The organism is Microbulbifer mixtoriginis (SeqCode) (assembly GCF_052466765.1).
This window is the reverse complement of sequence record NZ_CP174289.1, coordinates 2,571,037-2,588,843: the sequence shown is the minus strand read 5'-3', so window position 1 is coordinate 2,588,843 and position 17,807 is coordinate 2,571,037. Positions and strand designations below refer to the sequence as shown.

Annotated in this window: 18 protein-coding genes; 12 read left to right on the top strand and 6 right to left on the bottom strand. The window is 53.5% G+C overall.

Going from position 1 to position 17,807, the window contains the following annotated elements; translation table 11 throughout:
* Nucleotides 1-109: 109 nt before the first annotated feature.
* The gene (gene slmA, locus ACJJIV_RS11450; protein ID WP_252083881.1) at nucleotides 110-718 is read left to right on the top strand and encodes a nucleoid occlusion factor SlmA; all 609 of its coding nucleotides are present in this window, start codon (nucleotides 110-112) and stop codon (nucleotides 716-718) included.
* An 84-nt stretch (nucleotides 719-802) separates the two neighbouring features.
* Here the strand turns inward: slmA and ACJJIV_RS11445 are convergent, their stop codons facing one another.
* Nucleotides 803-1,402, bottom strand: a complete 600-nt coding sequence (locus ACJJIV_RS11445) for a hypothetical protein (protein WP_444889036.1) — start codon at nucleotides 1,400-1,402, stop codon at nucleotides 803-805.
* A gap of 51 nt (nucleotides 1,403-1,453) precedes the next feature.
* Entirely contained in the window at nucleotides 1,454-2,104 is a 651-nt protein-coding gene (pyrE, locus tag ACJJIV_RS11440) for an orotate phosphoribosyltransferase (protein ID WP_444889035.1), read from the bottom strand.
* A 117-nt stretch (nucleotides 2,105-2,221) separates the two neighbouring features.
* On the opposite strand from pyrE, the gene ACJJIV_RS11435 reads away from it, so the two are divergent.
* On the top strand, nucleotides 2,222-2,989 hold the full coding sequence (locus tag ACJJIV_RS11435; protein WP_444889034.1) for an exodeoxyribonuclease III: 768 nt from the start codon (nucleotides 2,222-2,224) through the stop codon (nucleotides 2,987-2,989).
* A gap of 108 nt (nucleotides 2,990-3,097) precedes the next feature.
* Here the strand turns inward: ACJJIV_RS11435 and rph are convergent, their stop codons facing one another.
* The gene (rph, locus tag ACJJIV_RS11430; protein ID WP_444889033.1) at nucleotides 3,098-3,817 is read right to left on the bottom strand and encodes a ribonuclease PH; all 720 of its coding nucleotides are present in this window, start codon (nucleotides 3,815-3,817) and stop codon (nucleotides 3,098-3,100) included.
* A 109-nt stretch (nucleotides 3,818-3,926) separates the two neighbouring features.
* On the opposite strand from rph, the gene ACJJIV_RS11425 reads away from it, so the two are divergent.
* The 4 genes from ACJJIV_RS11425 (at nucleotide 3,927) to ACJJIV_RS11410 (ending at nucleotide 9,641) form a co-directional block, all read left to right on the top strand.
* On the top strand, nucleotides 3,927-4,814 hold the full coding sequence (locus ACJJIV_RS11425) for a YicC/YloC family endoribonuclease (protein ID WP_444889032.1): 888 nt from the start codon (nucleotides 3,927-3,929) through the stop codon (nucleotides 4,812-4,814).
* 104 nt (nucleotides 4,815-4,918) lie between these two features.
* A complete protein-coding gene (locus ACJJIV_RS11420; protein WP_444889031.1) occupies nucleotides 4,919-5,494 on the top strand; it encodes a rhomboid family intramembrane serine protease in 576 nt (191 codons plus the stop codon).
* A gap of 649 nt (nucleotides 5,495-6,143) precedes the next feature.
* On the top strand, nucleotides 6,144-7,889 hold the full coding sequence (locus ACJJIV_RS11415) for a S8 family peptidase (protein ID WP_444889030.1): 1,746 nt from the start codon (nucleotides 6,144-6,146) through the stop codon (nucleotides 7,887-7,889).
* Between the two features lie 357 nt (nucleotides 7,890-8,246).
* On the top strand, nucleotides 8,247-9,641 hold the full coding sequence (locus ACJJIV_RS11410) for a S8 family peptidase (RefSeq protein ID WP_444889029.1): 1,395 nt from the start codon (nucleotides 8,247-8,249) through the stop codon (nucleotides 9,639-9,641).
* Nucleotides 9,642-9,719: 78 nt separating this feature from the next.
* On the opposite strand, the gene ACJJIV_RS11405 is transcribed toward ACJJIV_RS11410, so the two are convergent.
* Nucleotides 9,720-10,262 carry a carboxymuconolactone decarboxylase family protein gene (locus tag ACJJIV_RS11405; protein ID WP_444889028.1) on the bottom strand — a complete coding sequence of 181 codons (543 nt, stop codon included), beginning with the start codon at nucleotides 10,260-10,262 and terminating at the stop codon, nucleotides 9,720-9,722.
* A gap of 156 nt (nucleotides 10,263-10,418) precedes the next feature.
* Here ACJJIV_RS11405 and ACJJIV_RS11400 point away from each other — a divergent pair, with 156 nt between their 5' ends.
* The 6 genes from ACJJIV_RS11400 to ACJJIV_RS11375 all read left to right on the top strand — a co-directional run bounded on the left by ACJJIV_RS11400 (nucleotide 10,419) and on the right by ACJJIV_RS11375 (nucleotide 16,336).
* A complete protein-coding gene (locus tag ACJJIV_RS11400; RefSeq protein WP_444887584.1) occupies nucleotides 10,419-11,015 on the top strand; it encodes a TetR/AcrR family transcriptional regulator in 597 nt (198 codons plus the stop codon).
* 138 nt (nucleotides 11,016-11,153) lie between these two features.
* Nucleotides 11,154-12,398 (top strand): sterol desaturase family protein, encoded by a 1,245-nt coding sequence (locus tag ACJJIV_RS11395; RefSeq protein WP_444889027.1) that lies wholly within the window; start codon nucleotides 11,154-11,156, stop codon nucleotides 12,396-12,398.
* Between the two features lie 241 nt (nucleotides 12,399-12,639).
* A complete protein-coding gene (gmk, locus tag ACJJIV_RS11390) occupies nucleotides 12,640-13,260 on the top strand; it encodes a guanylate kinase (RefSeq protein WP_444889026.1) in 621 nt (206 codons plus the stop codon).
* A gap of 100 nt (nucleotides 13,261-13,360) precedes the next feature.
* On the top strand, nucleotides 13,361-13,624 hold the full coding sequence (rpoZ, locus tag ACJJIV_RS11385; RefSeq protein ID WP_252086044.1) for a DNA-directed RNA polymerase subunit omega: 264 nt from the start codon (nucleotides 13,361-13,363) through the stop codon (nucleotides 13,622-13,624).
* A 54-nt stretch (nucleotides 13,625-13,678) separates the two neighbouring features.
* Complete coding sequence (gene spoT / locus ACJJIV_RS11380) at nucleotides 13,679-15,796, top strand: bifunctional GTP diphosphokinase/guanosine-3',5'-bis pyrophosphate 3'-pyrophosphohydrolase (protein WP_252083894.1); 2,118 nt, start codon at nucleotides 13,679-13,681, stop codon at nucleotides 15,794-15,796.
* Nucleotides 15,797-15,952: 156 nt separating this feature from the next.
* The gene (locus tag ACJJIV_RS11375; RefSeq protein ID WP_444889025.1) at nucleotides 15,953-16,336 is read left to right on the top strand and encodes a Rid family detoxifying hydrolase; all 384 of its coding nucleotides are present in this window, start codon (nucleotides 15,953-15,955) and stop codon (nucleotides 16,334-16,336) included.
* 81 nt (nucleotides 16,337-16,417) lie between these two features.
* Here the strand turns inward: ACJJIV_RS11375 and ACJJIV_RS11370 are convergent, their stop codons facing one another.
* Complete coding sequence (locus tag ACJJIV_RS11370) at nucleotides 16,418-17,302, bottom strand: NAD-dependent epimerase/dehydratase family protein (RefSeq protein WP_444887588.1); 885 nt, start codon at nucleotides 17,300-17,302, stop codon at nucleotides 16,418-16,420.
* Nucleotides 17,303-17,531: 229 nt separating this feature from the next.
* Nucleotides 17,532-17,792, bottom strand: a complete 261-nt coding sequence (locus ACJJIV_RS11365; protein ID WP_252083897.1) for a GlsB/YeaQ/YmgE family stress response membrane protein — start codon at nucleotides 17,790-17,792, stop codon at nucleotides 17,532-17,534.
* Nucleotides 17,793-17,807 lie beyond the last annotated feature (15 nt).

Below are 17,807 nucleotides of genomic sequence, written 5' to 3'. Positions count from 1 at the left end.
CTTGGCAATTGAAGACAGACGTCCGAATCGGTAGGATTCCGCCGCCGAAACATTATGGCGACAAGAGCAAAAATCACCGTCCACCCCCCAAGTGGACTAAAGGCAATCAATGAGCAGCGAAAAAATCAATCGGCGCCAGCAAATTCTGGAATCTCTGGCACATATGCTGGAAGCCAGTCCTGGCGCACGTATTACAACTGCAGCCCTGGCCAAGGAAGTTGGCTTTTCTGAAGCGGCGCTATACCGCCACTTCCCCAGTAAGTCAAAAATGTTCGAAGGCCTGATCGAGTTTATCGAGGAGACTATTTTCAGTCGCATAGCGCTGATTCTTCAGGAAGAACCCTCTGCTTTGGAGCGATGCCAGAGAATCCTGCACCTTCTGCTGGCTTTTTGTGAGCGCAATCCGGGTATTACCCGACTTCTCACTGGCGATGCGTTGACCGGCGAAACCGAGCGTTTGCACGGGCGTATCCTGCAATTGTTCGATCGCCTGGAAACCCAAATCCGTCAGATTTTGCGTGAAGCGGAACTGCGTGAACACCTGCGTCCAACCCTGCCCCTGGGCGGTGCCGCCAACTTGTTATTGGCCAGTGCCGAGGGCCGTATCGTGCAATATGTACGCAGCGGCTTTAAGCGTAAGCCCACCGAGTACTGGGCCGAGCAATGGCCGGTTTTGACCTCCGGCTTTTTCCGCGAGACCGTCGCCGCAGCCAGGTAACTGGCTGTGCGGTATGGAAAGTGAAAGATAACTGGAAGGACGCACGTGTAACGAAGCCAGAAAGGCGCTAATGGTCCTGCACTATCAGGATCTGTTAGTAATTTCTGCGTAGCGCGCGGCGGCTTTATCAAATTCCTCACCGATAGAACTGGCCTCGTCGGCGCGCCGTTTAAGGCGCTCGCGCAGTACTGCCACTTCTTTTTGCAAATCGGCAATACGCTGCAGGAGCTCCGGAGCCACCTCGCGCCCACCGCGCTGGGTGCGCGCCGCCTGTGTCTCTTCCTGGGTAATTTGACGAGTGAGACTGGTGATATTCGAGTGCATGATCGCCATATCCTGCTCAACAATTGCCAGCTTGCGTTTGCGAGCACTTTCGATATCGGCGAGGCTGTTATAGCGTTTGAGCAGCTTGCGGTCCGCTTCTTCGCGTGCTTCCTGTCGGCGCTGCGCTTCGAACTCCTCGGGACTCAACTGCGGTGGAACCACTTCTATAACACGGCCAGAAAGGTTGAGAATTTCGTAGCCCTTAGCCACGTACTCCGGCGGCACCATTTCATTGAGTACCATGATGCCCTGCTCATCGGTATAGCGATAGAGCAACTGCTCACCGCTGGCGGCACTCGCCAGGGTACAAGACAACAGAATGGCAGGAACCAGGAAACATTTTATGGGGGCGATTGCCATCGCTCTTCTCACTAAATTGATGCGGCCCGCTATAACGAGCGGGCCTCTCACTTAACCCGTTACGCCGTAACGCTGCCGGTAATCGACAATTTTTTGCAGGGTTTCACTATCCTGAGACTCCTGCTCGAGGAAACTGACTATATCATCCAGCTGTACAATGCTAATGACTGGGATATTAAACTGCTGTTCGACCTGCTGAATAGCGGAGAATTCACAATCTTCGCTGGCCTTTTCCTGGCGATTTAAACCGATGACTACACCGGCTGCTTCGGCACCGTGAAATTCGATGATTTGCATCACCTCACGCACCGCAGTACCGGCCGTAATCACATCATCAATGATCAAAACCTTGCCATTAAGCGGCGCACCCACTAAGGTTCCGCCTTCGCCGTGATCCTTGGCCTCTTTGCGGTTGTAGCAGAAAGGCTTATCGATACCTTTCTGAGCCAGTGCCACGGCAGTCACCGCACCCAGCGGGATACCCTTGTAAGCCGGTCCGAAAATGACATCAAACTCCACTCCCGAAGCGATAATCGCCTCGGCGTAAGCCTGTCCCAGTGCGGCTAGTGCCGCACCGGTGTGGAAGCGGCCAGCATTGAAAAAATAGGGGCTTTGACGGCCTGACTTCAGAGTGAAGTCACCAAAACACAACACCTGATGATCCAGGGCCAATTGGATAAAATTGCGCTGATATTGCTGCATGGAAAATTGTTAACTATTAGCTAAGGTGAAGGGAGACCTCCCCGTAGCATTTCTTCCGGGGATAGGCATGCAAATAATGTTTCTAATGATACACAGTCCGCTGGTAAGGGGCTAATAATGCGAATAGTAAGCTTGTCTGTAGACGGCGTTCATCAGGCCGCACAGCGCGGTCTCTACGATTGGTTAGCTGAGCAGGATGCAGACATTATCTGCCTTCAAGACCTGCGCTCTCTGGAGCCGGAGCTAGACCACCCCATATTCCACCCCGATGGCTATTACAGCTACTTCTTCGATTCGGGAACGCCCCATGAAAACGGCGTGGCGATCTATACACGCAACCAGCCCAAAGCCATTATTTTCGGTATGGGTTTCGCCAACGGCGAGGATATGTATGGGCGCTATTTACAGGCAGATTTTGAACGCCTGAGTGTGGGTTCTCTGTTAGCGCCAATAGCCACTGACGAGGCTTCACTGGAGAAAAAGGTCCAGTTTTTCGACGACATGCAAGCGCACCTGCACAAAATCAGCCGCAAGCGCCGCGATTTTATTTTCTGCGGTAACTGGGGCATGGCACACCGCCGTGCCGATGTGCAGAACTGGCAGGACCACCAGGATAGCCCTGGTTTCATGCGTCACGAACAGCGCTGGTTGGACCAGCTGTTCAATGAAATTGGCTATGTCGATGCCTTTCGCCGCGTGGTCAAAGACACCGATGAATTTACCTGGTGGCCGAGTGGCACCGTAGGCGAAGGTGATGGCTGGCGTACCGACATGCAGATCGTTTCACACGGGTTGAAAAATCGTATTGAGTACGGTGCGATTAACAAGAATGTGAATTTCTCCAGCCACCTACCACTAATGATGGATTACGACCTGGAAGTATAAACCGTTGAGGACTCGGCCCATTTCGGCTGAGAGTAGGGGAGCCGAGTCCTGTCGCGAACCGACCCGCTTTACAGCGGGAGCGGTCCTAACTCAGCAAAATACAAAGCCTCACTCATCCAAGGCTTTTTGCTGTATCTCGATCAGTTCATCGATTCCCGCTTTACCCAAACCCAGCATCTGCGCGAACTCTTTCTCGGAAAAAGGCTTACCTTCAGCGGTACCCTGTACTTCGATCATACCTCCGTCTGCCGCCATCACCAGATTCATATCCGTATCAGCCGCGCTGTCCTCTGGATAGTCCAGATCCAAAACCGGCTCGCCGTCATAAATTCCGACAGAGACCGCCGCGACAAGGTTGAGCAACGGATCCTCAGCGAGAATTTTTTCCCGCTGCATATGGCGCAGCGCATCCACCAAGGCTACACAAGCGCCGGTAATAGCCGCCGTGCGTGTGCCGCCATCGGCCTGGATAACATCGCAATCCAGGGTGATCTGATTCTCTCCAAGCTTTTCCAGATCCACCGCTGCGCGCAGGGAGCGGCCAATCAGACGCTGGATCTCTACAGTGCGGCCGCTCTGTTTACCCTTGGCTGCCTCACGCGGCATGCGGGAACCTGTAGAGCGCGGCAGCATGCCATACTCCGCGGTGATCCAACCGCTGCCCTGACCGCGCAGGAAGCGCGGTACTTCACTCGACACTGAGGCATTACACAGAACTTTTGTGTCACCAAACTCTACCAACACAGAGCCCTCGGCGTGGCAGGTGTAGTTTCGGGTAATTTTTATCTGGCGCATCTGCGCCGCCGCGCGGCCACTGGGACGCTGCATAGCTCACCTCGGTCAATGAATGAAAGCCCTGCATTATATACCCCCACATGGATATCCGAACGCTGTGCTATGATGCCGAGCCGATAAATACGCCTGCAGGGGATGAGCAATGGCCAATAACCGGGAACAGAACAAAGTGCGAAGCATGACAGCCTTCGGTCGCGCCGAAGCCGCTTATGCCACAGGAAACGCCATTTGGGAGCTGCGCTCGGTCAACCATCGCTACCTGGAGCCGCACTTCCGTCTGCCCGAGGTCGCCCGCCCTCTGGAAGCGCAGTTACGAGATATTTTGCGGAAAAGTTTATCCCGTGGAAAAGTGGAACTCACGCTTACAGTAAAACCCAACAGTGTGGAAACGAGTGGGCTTGAAATTAATCAGCCGCTGGCACAAGCATTGATTAACGCCGCCAAACAAGTGACCGGCGGTGAAGACGCCCAACCACTCAACCCTCTGCAGATTCTCCAATGGCCCGGTGTTATTAGCGAACCGGAAGCCGATACTGAGCAGCAATCCGCCACTATTTTGCAGGCGTTTCGCGAAGCGCTAGAACAACTGCGCGCGAATCGTGAGCGTGAGGGTGCGGAGTTAGCCAAATTTATTGAAGCCCGCTTAAAAGGCATTGAAGAACAAGTCGCCCTAGTGCGGGAACTGCTACCACAGATTCTAGAGGCACAGCGGGAAAAACTGCGCAACCGCCTGGAAGAGCTCTCTATAGAATTGGATAAAGAGCGCTTGGAACAGGAAATTGTACTGCTCGCTCAAAAAGCCGACGTCGATGAAGAACTCGATCGCCTAAATGCCCACACTGTAGAAACCCGCCGGGTGCTCGCTGGAGGCGGCGCTATAGGTCGGCGCTTGGATTTTCTTATGCAGGAATTTAACCGCGAGGCCAACACTCTATCCTCCAAGTCCGTGGTAACCGACACCACCCAGGCTGCAGTAGAGCTGAAGGTCTTGATCGAACAAATGCGTGAGCAAGTACAAAATATTGAGTAAGCATATTATGGGGCTTTTTTAAAACCAAAATAAGAGCCCCGTATTCACGTTCGGCTAAAAAACTATCTGCGACTTTACCCAGCTAACATTAAAATACATTTTATATGCGAAATAATATTAAATGGGTTGGGGCTATATTCTTAGCTGTAACCATTATTGAAATTATTAATATATTATCCGGCCGCTCATTGAATTACTTCGGCCTAGTTCCTAGATCCATCGACCATCTGCCCCATATTTTTACCGCTCCATTGCTACACGGAAGCATCTGGCATTTTCTATCCAATATAGTAACCCTGTGCATTTTCAGTTTTTTGCTGTTGCAATATGGAGTGAAAACCTACCTAAAAGTCACTCTGACGATTATTGTCACCACTGGCCTTGCCGTTTGGCTATTTGCTAGAGGCGGGAATCATCTGGGCGCAAGTTCAGTAATTTATGGCTATTTTGGATTCTTATTGCTGGCCGGCTTTATCAGCAAGCAATTTGTTCGACTAATGATATCCATTTTTGTCGGATTGGTTTATGGCGGGCTTATTTTTGGTGTGCTGCCACAAGGAATGTATATCTCCTGGGAATCGCATCTATTCGGTTTCCTCTTTGGCATAATGGCTGCAAAAATATGGGCCCACACACCCAACCCTATTACGGACCGACAAGCTGTATCTAAAAATTCATAGTTTTTCTCTAGCAAATTCACAGCAGGCACACAGGGAGCCGGATGACCGCTCTCTGTGTGCACTCAAAAAAATAAAAACAAGTTTCCGGCCATAGTTCGTACAGACGGCTGAATGCTGTTTTGAAGTCATTGTGATGTCAGAAAAGTTACCAGTCAGTATTCAGCGCGAACTCTGAAAGAAGCTACCACTGGGGATTAATGCATGCGCTGTGACAAAAATACTTAAAATTACCTCGCACCAGAAAGGCATAAAATCATTTGCTGCCAAACAGTGATTTACTGTTTTTTTCTGCAAAACCGATAACCACCCCTCGCCAACTGAGCTCGTGAACTAAGACACACCTTCTCACTGACCAAGTTCTCATTACCTGACTTTTTTCTAAAAAATTATAAATTTGTCGTCATAAGCCACACAATTTCAGGTTCCTCAGCTGAGGACAATAATCTCAAAGTCGTTATATATCTGTGCCAATGTGAAACTTTGGTACTAATTTTGGTCTTTTTAACCGCCAAATGCCTATTCTGGCGGCTATTCGGGACTTTCTATTGGCGGATATATTTCTGTCAGTGAAAGATCTTTTCAGGAGTGACCGATAGACCAGCTGATTGGCTGGCTGTCGGATAACAATAATTTCGAAGAGCAAATAATAATGACTTCACCACTCAAGAACCTTCGGCAGAAGACGGCTCTTGCGAGCGTTTTTACACTGCTATGCACTGCGCCCTTCACTGCCCAGGCACAACAAGCGGACAACGCTCTGCTGACGGACCGCATCATCGTTAAATACAAGGAAAGTGCCAAGGTTGGCCGGGCTGCCAGCATGGCCAGGGAAACGGTGGAAAAGGCCTCCCGTCGCGCCGGCCACAAAATGCGTCACCTGCGCCGTATGGCCACTGGTGCTCAGGTAATGCGCCTGGAAGGTCGCAAAAACAGATCGGAAATGAACGCGATTATCAACCGTCTGAAACAGGATCCGGATGTGGAGTACGCTGAGCCGGATCTGATGATGCGCGCAATGGCTGTGCCCAATGACTCTAGCTATCTCAACCAGTGGCACTACTTTGAGTCCACCGGCGGTCTGAACCTGCCATCGGCCTGGGATGTCACTCAGGGTGAGGGAGCGGTTGTCGCGGTGCTCGACACTGGTTACCGCCCACACCCTGATCTGGTGGGCAATATTCTGCCGGGCTACGACATGATTTCTGACACTTTCGTGTCTGTAGACGGCGATGGCCGTGATAGCGATGCCACAGACCCAGGCGACTGGTATACGGACAAAGCCTGTGGCGATGATCCTCGCATCCCCTCGGAAAGCGACAGTAGCTGGCACGGCACCCATGTCGCCGGCACCATCGCAGGCGTCACCAATAACGATATGGGTATCGCCGGTGTCGCCTACAAAGCCAAGATTGTACCGATACGCGTGCTCGGCCGCTGTGGTGGCTATACCTCAGATATCGCCGATGGCATCATCTGGGGCGCTGGCGGCTCTGTCAGCGGCCTGCCATCCAACCCCAACCCCGCACAAGTACTCAACCTGAGTCTTGGTGGTGGTGGCAGCTGTGCCACGACAACTCAGAATGCTATCAACACCGCACGCAGCCTCGGCGCCACTATCGTAGTCGCTGCCGGTAATGAATCCGATAACGCCAGCCAATACACTCCCGCCAGCTGCGATGGCGTAATAACTACTGCCTCAACGAACCGCGATGGCGGCCGCTCTTACTTCTCCAACTACGGCAGCGTAGTGGATGTTGCAGCACCGGGGGGAGCGCAGAGTTTTGCTAACGACCCGAACGGCATTCTCTCCACCCACAATAGTGGCAGTACCGTCGCGGGCAGCGATAGCTACGTCTATATGCAAGGCACCAGTATGGCTGCCCCACATGTTGCCGGTGCTGCCGCACTACTGTATTCGGTAAACCCTGACCTGGGCCCGGACGACATCGAATCGATACTCACCACCACCGCACGCAGTTTCCCATCTTCATGCAGCGGCTGTGGTGCCGGTATTGTCGATGCTACAGCAGCAGTGGCCATGGCGAGCGGCGGTAGCGATGGAGACAACGGTGGCGACAACGGAAATGGCGGCGGTGTCAGCTGGACCGAATCCAACCTTTCCGGCAGCTCCGGCAGTTGGAACGACTTCACCATCGAAGTCGCTGCGGGTACTACAAGCTTGAATATAGAGATGTCTGGCGGCAGTGGCGAAGTCGACCTCTATGTCCGCCATGCCAACTACCCCACTCTACGTCGGTACGATTGCCGCCCCTACCTCTGGGGCAATGAAGAGAGCTGTACTATTAGCAACCCTGACTCGGGTACCTGGTATGTCAGTGTTTACGGTTACGACTCCTACAGCGGCGTCACCCTAAAGGCTGAAACTACTCCCTAATTGACGACATAGGCCGGCGCCAAAAGCTCCGGCCACGAAAGAGGTATTTTGGTGCGAATTAGCAATAAAGAACCAAAGTACCTCACCCAATTGGTGCGGGGGGAAGGGAAATAACGAGCTGTGCGTTACGCGGCTAAGTAAGAGGCCATGCCTCTGCCCCCCTGAACCAACCCCGAACTTTGCCAGCTGTATCGACAAAATTCCTTAATGCACTTTTTTCGGGCACATATTTTGCCTGTGTTCTAACGGTGCCACGCTTTTTTGCAGTTCTACCGAAAGCCAAGCACCCGGATTTCCCCTCTTGTCAGCTAAATATTGACCAGGGTGATAACCATCCATCACGGAGAGATAACAATAATGAAAACACCACTGAAAAATCTATTGCATAAGTCCGCACTGGCCGGCGTATTTTCACTGCTGTGTGCAAGCTCCTTTGCCGCCCAGGTCGAAGATACCAGCAACGCTCAAATCACCGACCGCATTATCGTCAAATACAAGCAGGGCGCTAAAATAGGGCAGGTGGCCAGACTAGCTCCAGAAACCATAGATAAAGCCTCCCGCCGCGCCGGCCATAAAATGCGTCACCTGCGCCGTATGGCCACAGGTGCTCAGGTGATGCGCCTGGAGGGACGCAAAAACAAAGCAGAGCTCGAGGCTATTATCAGCCGCCTTAAACAGGACCCCGATGTCGAGTATGCAGAGCCCGACCTGATGATGAAGGCCATGGCCGTACCCAATGACCCCAGCTATTACGATCAGTGGCACTATTTTGAGTCCACCGGTGGCCTTAATCTGCCGGCAGCCTGGGATACCACTCAGGGCGAGGGTGTGGTCGTCGCAGTTATCGATACCGGCTTCCTGCCCCACGCAGATCTGGCCGCTAACCTGCTGCCCGGTTACGACATGATTTCCGATACCGATGTCTCTGTGGATGGCGACGGCCGCGACAGCGACGCCACCGACCCCGGCGACTGGTATACCAATACCTACTGTGGTGACCCCCGATACCCGGAAGCGGACAGCAGCTGGCACGGTACCCATGTCGCCGGCACCATAGCGGCAGTGACCAACAATAATATGGGCGTAGCCGGTGTGGCCCCCAAAGCGAAGATCGTACCCGTGCGAGTACTCGGCCGCTGTGGCGGTTACACTTCAGATATTGCCGACGGCATCATCTGGAGCGCCGGCGGTTCTGTCAGCGGTGTCCCAACCAACGCCAACCCCGCCCAGGTACTGAACTTGAGCCTGGGTGGTAGCGGCAGTTGCGCTACCACAACGCAGAATGCCATCAATACCGCACGCAGCCTAGGTGCCACCGTCGTGGTTGCCGCCGGCAACTCCGCTCGCAATGCTCGCCGTTACACGCCAGCAAGCTGCTCGGGGGTTATTACTGTTGCCGCCACAGATCGCTCCGGTGGTCGCGCCTACTACTCTAATTACGGTAATGTGGTCGACATAGCCGCACCGGGTGGTGAGACCAATGTGGTGAGCAGTGATGGTGTGCTATCCACGCTCAACAGCGGTAACACTGTAGCCGGTACGGATTCCTATGCTTACTATCCCGGTACCAGCATGGCCACCCCCCATGTAGCCGGTGCCGCAGCTCTGATCTATTCGGTGAACCCCAATGTGACACCCGATCAGGTAGAGTCTATTCTCACCAGCACCGCGCGCAGTTTCCCATCCTCTTGCTCGCGCTGTGGCTCTGGCATTGTCGACGCTGCTTCGGCAGTGGCAGCGGCCAGTAACTGATATCCCCACCGCTTGTGGATCTTATAGAAAGGCCGGCAAATGCCGGCCTTATAGCTTTCCCGTGCCGGCCCACGCAATCTAACGAACAAATGCGGCAAATTGGGGGTCAACCGGCGTATCTGCAAGATGATTGATGTAATTGCTCATCACTTTCTGCGCAACCCCAACAATAATCTCCAGCAGATTTTGGCGGTTATAGCCCACTGCGTAAAACCTCTCTGATACCTCATCTGAAATCACACCGCGCTCACGCACAATCGCCAGGGTGGTGTCCCGCAGTACTTCAAGTTTTTCAGTAGGTAGGGGCGTCTTATTGCGAAGGGCCTCATTCACTTCATCCGCTACTTTCATCGCCTTGGCAATAGCGCTGTGTGCCGGTACACAGTAGTGACAGTTATGCTCCACATTAATGCTCTGCCAGATCACGGTCATTTCTTCGGCATTGAATGAGGTGTCCAGGAAGTACTGATGTAAATCCTGGTAAGCCGCCAGGGCTTGGGGGGACTCTGCCATAACCCCGTGCAAGTTGGGGATAGAGCCAAAGGCCTTGATAGATTTCTGGAGGAGGGGTTTGCTGTCTTGCGGTGCACTTTCAAGATCGTAAATCTGGAACTCTTTCATCGCTGAACTCACCTTTGATGTTTGGGTTAAATACTTGAGCGATCGATCAGGTATTATGAGACTAACCAATATTGAGCGATCGTTCAACAGCAAAGAGTAATTGGCGGATATCTCTTGAAAGGGTAAAATTTGAGCAATTGCTCAAGTGGAGGCAACATGGCGAATACCGCGAAATTTGACCGCCAGGAAGTATTGCAGCGGGCAACCTGGCTTTTCTGGCAAAAAGGGTTTCACGCCACATCGACTCGTGACCTGCAACAGGCCACCAATCTTCGTCCTGGTAGTATTTATGCTGCTTTTGGTAGTAAATCTGGACTTTTCAAAGAGGTTCTCAGCTATTACGCGCAAAATCGCGACCAATTACTCCTTCAATGCATAAATGACGAAGGCAGCAACCTTGGAGGCTTGCGTGCCTATTTCCATCACATATTGCTAGGTGACGATGTTGATGCCCCAAACGAGCTCTGCCTATTAGCTAAAGCCATCTCAGAGCTGGATGAAGGAGAAGAAGCACTATTGGCCGAGGCCCGCGCTTTACTGGCTGCACATGGGGCAAAGTTCCGTCAGTATCTGGAGAGTGCGGTGACTGCTGGAGAGCTTTCCAAACAGACAGACTCGGCGCTGCTCGCTCGCCAGTTGCAGGTTCAAATGATTGGGCTGCGAACTTATCTCCGCGCCACCTCGGACCGCGCTGCGGTTGGGCAAATGATCGAACAGTTGTTTGACCCAGCCTGCGTGCAGACCACAAGTTGAGAAAAAGGCGATTATAAGCGGCCTCTTATACAAACGCTGACGGATTTCGGAATCCAGCCTCTGCGGTTATTTGACCAGCGCAGCCCCTATGGCACATTCAGGAGAAACGGTATCGAGTAATAACAATAAGAGGTCACCGTGGATCTGATTACCTTCGCCATCCCTTTTTTCCTGATCGCCGTACTCACAGAACTCGCACTGGACCGCTGGAAAGGTTGGGGGCTTTACCGCCTCAACGATGCCCTGGGAAATTTGAGTACGGGTATCCTAAGCCGCATACTTGGGCTTACTTATAAAAGCCTATTTCTAGTCATTTATATCCCGCTATACCAGCTGCTGCTGCCTTACTACCAAGCAGTCGGCTTCGACTGGTCCATGAGTAATGGCTGGCACCTGGCGCTAGCTGTACTCGCCTACGATTTTTGTTATTACTGGAAGCACCGCATCTGCCATGAGGTCAACGTGTTCTGGGCGGAACACCTGGTGCATCACCAGAGCGAGGATTACAACCTCACCACTGCCTTGCGCCAGTCTAGCGGTGGGTTGCAGTTGGATTGGGTATTCTATTTACCCCTGCTGCTGATTGGCTTGCCAGCGGAAATGGTGATCGTGGCCGGAGCCATAGATCTGATTTACCAATTCTGGGTACACACGCAAAAAATTCCCAAAATCCGCTGGATGGAATGGCTGCTGATTACCCCCTCTAACCACCGAGTGCACCATGCGCAGAACAAGGTGTACGTAGATAAAAACTACGGCGGAATCCTGATCTTATGGGACCGCCTGTTTGGTACCTATCAAGAGGAGCTGGAGGGGGAGCCCTGTATTTACGGTGTGCGCAAACCCCTTAATACCTTCGACCCTCTGGCGGCAAACCTGCAACATCTGAAACGCATGGCGCAAGACGCCTGGTATACAAAAAACTGGTGGGACAAATTTACCCTTTGGTTCCGCCCCACCGGCTATCGTCCCGCAGATGCCGAAGCGGCAATGCCAGTCCCCTCCACCAACCTGAAATCTTTCCAGCGTTACAACCCACAGATTCATCGGGCCCGACGCAACTACGCGCTGGGCCAGCACCTGTGCTATTCCGCCGCCACCCTGGCACTCCTGTGGTACTACCAGAGCCTGGAAATTCCCTCACTGCTGGGGGCAGTAGCACTGTTGGTTTTTGGCCTGGTAATCAATGGGCGAATTCTCGATAACCATCCACTGACCAAATATCTGGAACCCTTACGCCTGGCCCTCTACTGCGGGGTGCTGCCGCTGTTAAACACACAATTTGTCCCAATTTTCAGCGCTTATATTGCGATCAGTGCTCTGGTCTGGGGGTGGTTGGCAATCACTTGCAAAGAGGATACAGTCGCTGTCGTTTGCGATTAGCAACAAGGAGTGAACCTCGATTGCAGGATGTTGGTGGTGATCGAGTGATCTCCCGCTGGGCGATCCCGGCCGGGCTCAGAAGGCAGTTTATAGCGCCTCCTGAAACTCCCAACACTTACCCCCCAATTCCGGCCGGGGTTTAGCCTTTTCCTCCTTTCTCCTGGAATTGCGCAACTGCCAGTCACCGCTCAGGTAACGGCTTCGGTTATAATGGGCGCTTTGCCCCCGAACAGGATCAGTTGTGCAAACAGGAACCCTCTATACCGTATCCGCCCCCTCCGGCGCAGGCAAAACCAGTCTCGTCAAAGCACTGGTGGATAGCGACAATCAGGTCACCGTTTCTATCTCCCATACCACCCGTTCCATGCGTCCGGGCGAGGTCAACGGTGTCGATTACCACTTCGTGTCGCGCGAGGAGTTTCTGGCAATGCTTGAGCAAGGTGCCTTCTTCGAGCACGCTCAGGTATACGGTGATAATTACTACGGTACTTCCAAGGGCAGTATCGAGGAAATTCTCGCTGGTGGCCGCGATGTAATCCTGGAAATTGACTGGCAGGGTGCCGCTCAAGTGCGCCGTCTGCACCCAGAGACCGTCAGTATTTTTATTTTGCCGCCCTCTCAGGAGGCCCTGCGCGAACGCCTCACAGGTCGAGGCCAGGATGACGAAAGTGTGATCGAGCGTCGTATGGATCAGGCCATTGATGAAATGACCCACTACGTGGAAGCCGACTATCTGGTGATTAACGACGATTTCGAGCAGGCCCTAATAGAGCTTGGCTCCATCTTCACCGCCCAGCGCCAACGCCTGGAAAAGCAACAGAAACGCCACGGTGAACTGTTGCAGGCACTGTTGCGCCATTGAGCCGGTTGATCGAATTGCGTACACTCCCCGGTCCGGTAAAATAACCGGTCCCCCGAACAGAATTCGCCCACCCGGGCACAGTGAATGGAACCGAAAGTTTATGGCACGTATCACCGTTGAAGATTGTCTGGAGCACGTCGACAACCGCTTCGAACTCGTTATCGTGGGTAGTAAGCGCGCCCGCCAGATTGCCACCGGCGGACAGGATCCGATGGTTCCAGAAGAGAACGACAAACCCACGGTTATCGCCCTGCGTGAAATCGAAGAGGGCCTGGTTGATGCGAGCATTCTCGACCAGCCAGATCGTGAAGAGGCCCCGGCACCCATGGCGGCCCCGGCCTATCTGTCCGACCAGGAAATCTGATTTCGATCTGTTCTGACCTAGAGTTTATGAGTTTTACGAGAGGCGCGCGCGGCATTGCACACCATCGATAGTCTGGCCCACCGCCTCTCCTCATACCTGCCTCCCGAGCAAATCCAAATAGTCCGTCGCGCCTATTTCTACGCGGAACAAGCCCACGACGGTCAGCAGCGACGTTCCGGTGAACCCTATGTGACCCACCCTTTGGCGGTGGCCACAATTCTCGCTGGCATGCATATGGATCACGAGAGCCTGGCTGCTGCCATGCTCCACGATGTGATCGAAGACACCGGAATCCCCAAAGCCGCACTGGAGGAGCAGTTTGGTGGCGAGGTTGCCGATATTGTCGACGGTGTATCCAAACTGACCCAGTTTGAGACAGACAGCGCCGCGGAAAAACAAGCGGAAAACTTCCAGAAAATGGCTCTGGCCATGGCGCGCGATATCCGCGTGATTTTGGTCAAGCTGGCCGACCGCTTGCACAATATGCGCACCCTCGGCGCACTCAAGCCACAAAAACGCCAGCGCATCGCTCGCGAAACCCTGGAAATCTACGCACCCATTGCCCACCGCCTGGGTATGAACGATGTGCGTATCGAGTTTGAGGACCGATCCTTCTTTGCAATCCACCCACTGCGCGCCAGCCGACTGCGTGCCGCTCTGGTAGCCGCGCGCGGCAATCGCAAGGAACTGCTGGAGCAGATCCAGAACGCCATTGAGCTGCGCCTGCAGCGTGAAGGAATCAGCTCACTGGTGATTGGTCGCGAGAAACACCTATTCAGCATCTACCAAAAGATGCGCGCCAAGAAGAAATCCTTTAAAGAGATCATGGATGTCTACGCTTTCCGCATCATCGTGGACAGCGTGGACACCTGCTACCGGGTGTTGGGCGTAATGCACAGCCTCTATAAACCCGTCATCTCCGAATTCAAGGATTATGTTGCCATCCCCAAATCCAATGGATACCAGTCACTTCACACAGTGCTGCTGGGGATGCACGGGGTGCCTATCGAGGTGCAGATTCGCACCAAGGAAATGGACGAAATGGCCAATAGCGGTATCGCCGCCCATTGGCTGTACAAAGCTTCCGGCGATGAGGTGATCAACACTGGTGGTACTAGCCAGGTACGTGCACGCCGCTGGGTGCAGGGCCTGCTGGAGATGCAGCAGCGTGCCGGCGACTCCCTGGAGTTTATTGAGAACGTTAAAATCGACCTCTTCCCCGACGAGGTCTATGTATTCACCCCCAAAGGACAGATTGTCGACCTGCCCGCCGGTGCCACCGCTGTGGATTTCGCCTACTCAGTGCATACTGATATCGGCAACTCCTGTGTGGCCGTGCGGATCAACCAGCGCTTGGCGCCCTTGTCGCAGCCGCTGGCCAGCGGGCAAAAGGTGGAAATTCTCACCCGTAAAAATGCTCAGCCAAATCCAAACTGGCTCAACTTTGTTGTAACCGCCAAAGCCCGCAGCGCCATTAGACACTTCCTCAAACACCAACGCCACCACGACTCCATTACTCTGGGGCGGCGCCTGCTCGAAAAGGCCCTGGGTAAATTTAATACCCGCCTGGAAGAACTGACACCGGAGCAACTAGAAAAAGGTCTGCAGGAAGCCAAGTGTGCCACTCTGGAGAAATTGCTGGAGGAGATAGGACTCGGCAACAAAGTCGCCTTCTCGGCGGCCAAGCTGTTGGCTCCCGCGCACAGTGAAGAGGCGGAAGCGAGCAATATCTCCTCGCCACTGACCATTGATGCCCAGGAGGGCATGATGATCAGTTTCGCCCGGTGCTGCCGACCAATTCCGGGGGATACCATCATCGGCCATATCAGCTCCGGCAAAGGCGTAGTGGTACATCGGGATACCTGCCGCAATACCAACGAATTCCGCGAACACCCGGAAAACCTGATGCTGGTGAACTGGTCCCCAGACGTACGCGGAGAGTTCCTTGGGGATGTGCGGGTGGAAGTGGAGTCCGAACGCGGCATTATCGCGCGCCTGGCCACCCGTATTACCGAAGAGGGGGCCAGTATCGAGCAGATTAATGTGGATGAAAAAGACGCCCATAACAGCGTAATTTCCCTCACATTAGAGGTCAGTGGCCGTATTCATCTGGCAAGAGTCATGAAAAGGCTGCGTAACCTGCCGTCGGTGATCCGTATCTCGCGCCCGTAAGATACTTGGATATCGTTCTGGCGAGCTAATTATCGACTCACTGAGAGCGAGCTTTTACTCCGCTTTTTGGCCTATGGCTTCGCTGCCATTCACTACAAAAGCGCGCTATATTTACTGGCTTTCCGCAACAAATAGCAATAAGTAATGGAGTGCCCAATGCCCAACCGCGCAATTATCAAAACAGACAAGGCTCCGGCAGCAGCCGGTACCTACTCCCAGGCGGTAAAGGTCAACGATACGGTATACCTGTCCGGGCAAATAGGACTCGATCCCGAGACTCAGCAGATGGTTTCCAGTGGTTTTGTCGATGAGGCCCACCAGGTTTTCCGCAACCTTGCAGCCGTTTGTGAGGCCTCGGATGGATCGCTCCAGCATATTGTGAAGCTCAATCTCTACATCACCGACAGCAACAACTTTGCCGCAGTGAATGAGGTTATGGCGGAGTTTTTTCAGGAGCCCTACCCAGCGCGTGCCACGGTGGTCGTTAAGGAGCTGCCGCTTGGTGCCCAGTTTGAAGCCGAGGGGGTGATGGTGCCTTAACCCAGCAGAGCACCAACCTGCAGTGCAGGACTTCCGTCCGGCACTGCATTTCTAGATTTCTCTCTCGTAGATTTGCCGCTGTCAGCCTTCCGCTTCCAATAGCGCACTGTAGCCCACTTTGTAATCGGGATACTTGAGCTGGTAACCACTAGCGAGCAAGCGCTGATTACTGAGTTTTTTCGAGCGGCGTTCGCTGGTCTGCACAATCTCACGCAAATGAGCGCTGGTATAGCCCATAGCCTTCACCAGCCACTGCTGTAGTTCATACATGGGGACCGGCTTACTATCGGCGCCGATATACAGTGGCTCTGGTATCCAACCCTGCTTGTGCCTTTCAACCAGGTGCAACAAAAAGCCAATGCAATCGTCCACATGAATACGGTTACTGAACTGGGGGGGCTGGGGCGGGGCACAGCGACCGGCGCGTACCTGAGAGAGCAAGCGGTCACGCCCCGGACCGTAAATTCCGGCAAATCGTACAATACAGACCCCGGGAATCGCCGAGCGTATGATCTCCTCTGCCGCGAGCAGCGCCTCTCCCTGAAAACCACTAGGTGCAGGAGGCGTCTGCTCATCGAGAAAATCATCACCGCTCTGGCCATACACGCGGGTTGAAGACGCCCATATCACCAAGCGCGGCGGTTTTGGCAGGCGTGAAATGGCCTCGCCCAAAGCCCGCGCGGTTTCCACGTAAGCGCGCTGATAACCGCCGGGGGTATGTTCATCCGGAGTAAATGTGGCGAGGACGATATCGGCACCATCCGTCAGCAAGCGCTCGATATCCCCCACCTTGGTGGCATCCCCCCGACGCCAATTAACCGCATCCGCTCTGCGCTTACTCGCCAGGGCCACCAGAGGGTTGCGTCGCATGCCGTAAACACTGTACTGCTTGCGATCTATATTTAGAGCGAGGCGCGCCCCCAGATCACCACACCCAAGGATCCAAAGCTTCTCTTTTTGTGTCATATAGTTCCCGACAATCTTGCGCCTGGGACAGCGTCGACTGCCATATTCCCTTGATATTGTGCTGTTGCGTCCCGCAGAACTCCTCAGATGAGAAGTCCCTAGTCTTATTTATTAACTATTAAACGGTGCGCCAAAAAAAATCCGCAAACGATTGCGGTTTTGCCATCCATGAATAACGATGCGAGGCACTTTCACGCCTCACCATTCCATCTGCCGCTCTGGTATTGAACTAATTACCGCGCCCTTTGAGTAGGCGGTAGACAGCGAGAAAGATAATCGCACCAATGGTGGCTGTTATTATGTCGCCAAATCCGAAACCGGTCACGGGGCCACCGAATCCAATCAGGGCACCAAGCCAACCACCGATGAAGGCACCGATAATGCCAATCACCATTGTGACTATCCAACCACCTGGGTCTTTACCTGGCATGATCCATTTGGCTAAGGCGCCGGCAATCAGTCCGAGAATAATCCAGGATAAAACTCCCATGGCGTTTCTCCATTC

Bases quoted from the DNA above. Each gene is read 5' to 3' on its own strand.
- ACJJIV_RS11415 (WP_444889030.1), top strand. From the start codon at position 6,144: ATGACTTCACCACTCAAGAACCTTCGGCAGAAGACGGCTCTTGCGAGC.
- ACJJIV_RS11435 (WP_444889034.1), top strand. From the start codon at position 2,222: ATGCGAATAGTAAGCTTGTCTGTAGACGGCGTTCATCAGGCCGCACAG.
- ACJJIV_RS11365 (WP_252083897.1), bottom strand. From the start codon at position 17,792: ATGGGAGTTTTATCCTGGATTATTCTCGGACTGATTGCCGGCGCCTTA.
- ACJJIV_RS11370 (WP_444887588.1), bottom strand. From the start codon at position 17,302: ATGACACAAAAAGAGAAGCTTTGGATCCTTGGGTGTGGTGATCTGGGG.
- ACJJIV_RS11375 (WP_444889025.1), top strand. From the start codon at position 15,953: ATGCCCAACCGCGCAATTATCAAAACAGACAAGGCTCCGGCAGCAGCC.
- ACJJIV_RS11410 (WP_444889029.1), top strand. From the start codon at position 8,247: ATGAAAACACCACTGAAAAATCTATTGCATAAGTCCGCACTGGCCGGC.
- ACJJIV_RS11425 (WP_444889032.1), top strand. From the start codon at position 3,927: ATGGCCAATAACCGGGAACAGAACAAAGTGCGAAGCATGACAGCCTTC.
- rph (WP_444889033.1), bottom strand. From the start codon at position 3,817: ATGCAGCGTCCCAGTGGCCGCGCGGCGGCGCAGATGCGCCAGATAAAA.
- pyrE (WP_444889035.1), bottom strand. From the start codon at position 2,104: ATGCAGCAATATCAGCGCAATTTTATCCAATTGGCCCTGGATCATCAG.
- ACJJIV_RS11420 (WP_444889031.1), top strand. From the start codon at position 4,919: ATGCGAAATAATATTAAATGGGTTGGGGCTATATTCTTAGCTGTAACC.
- ACJJIV_RS11400 (WP_444887584.1), top strand. From the start codon at position 10,419: ATGGCGAATACCGCGAAATTTGACCGCCAGGAAGTATTGCAGCGGGCA.
- slmA (WP_252083881.1), top strand. From the start codon at position 110: ATGAGCAGCGAAAAAATCAATCGGCGCCAGCAAATTCTGGAATCTCTG.
- ACJJIV_RS11405 (WP_444889028.1), bottom strand. From the start codon at position 10,262: ATGAAAGAGTTCCAGATTTACGATCTTGAAAGTGCACCGCAAGACAGC.
- ACJJIV_RS11445 (WP_444889036.1), bottom strand. From the start codon at position 1,402: ATGGCAATCGCCCCCATAAAATGTTTCCTGGTTCCTGCCATTCTGTTG.
- rpoZ (WP_252086044.1), top strand. From the start codon at position 13,361: ATGGCACGTATCACCGTTGAAGATTGTCTGGAGCACGTCGACAACCGC.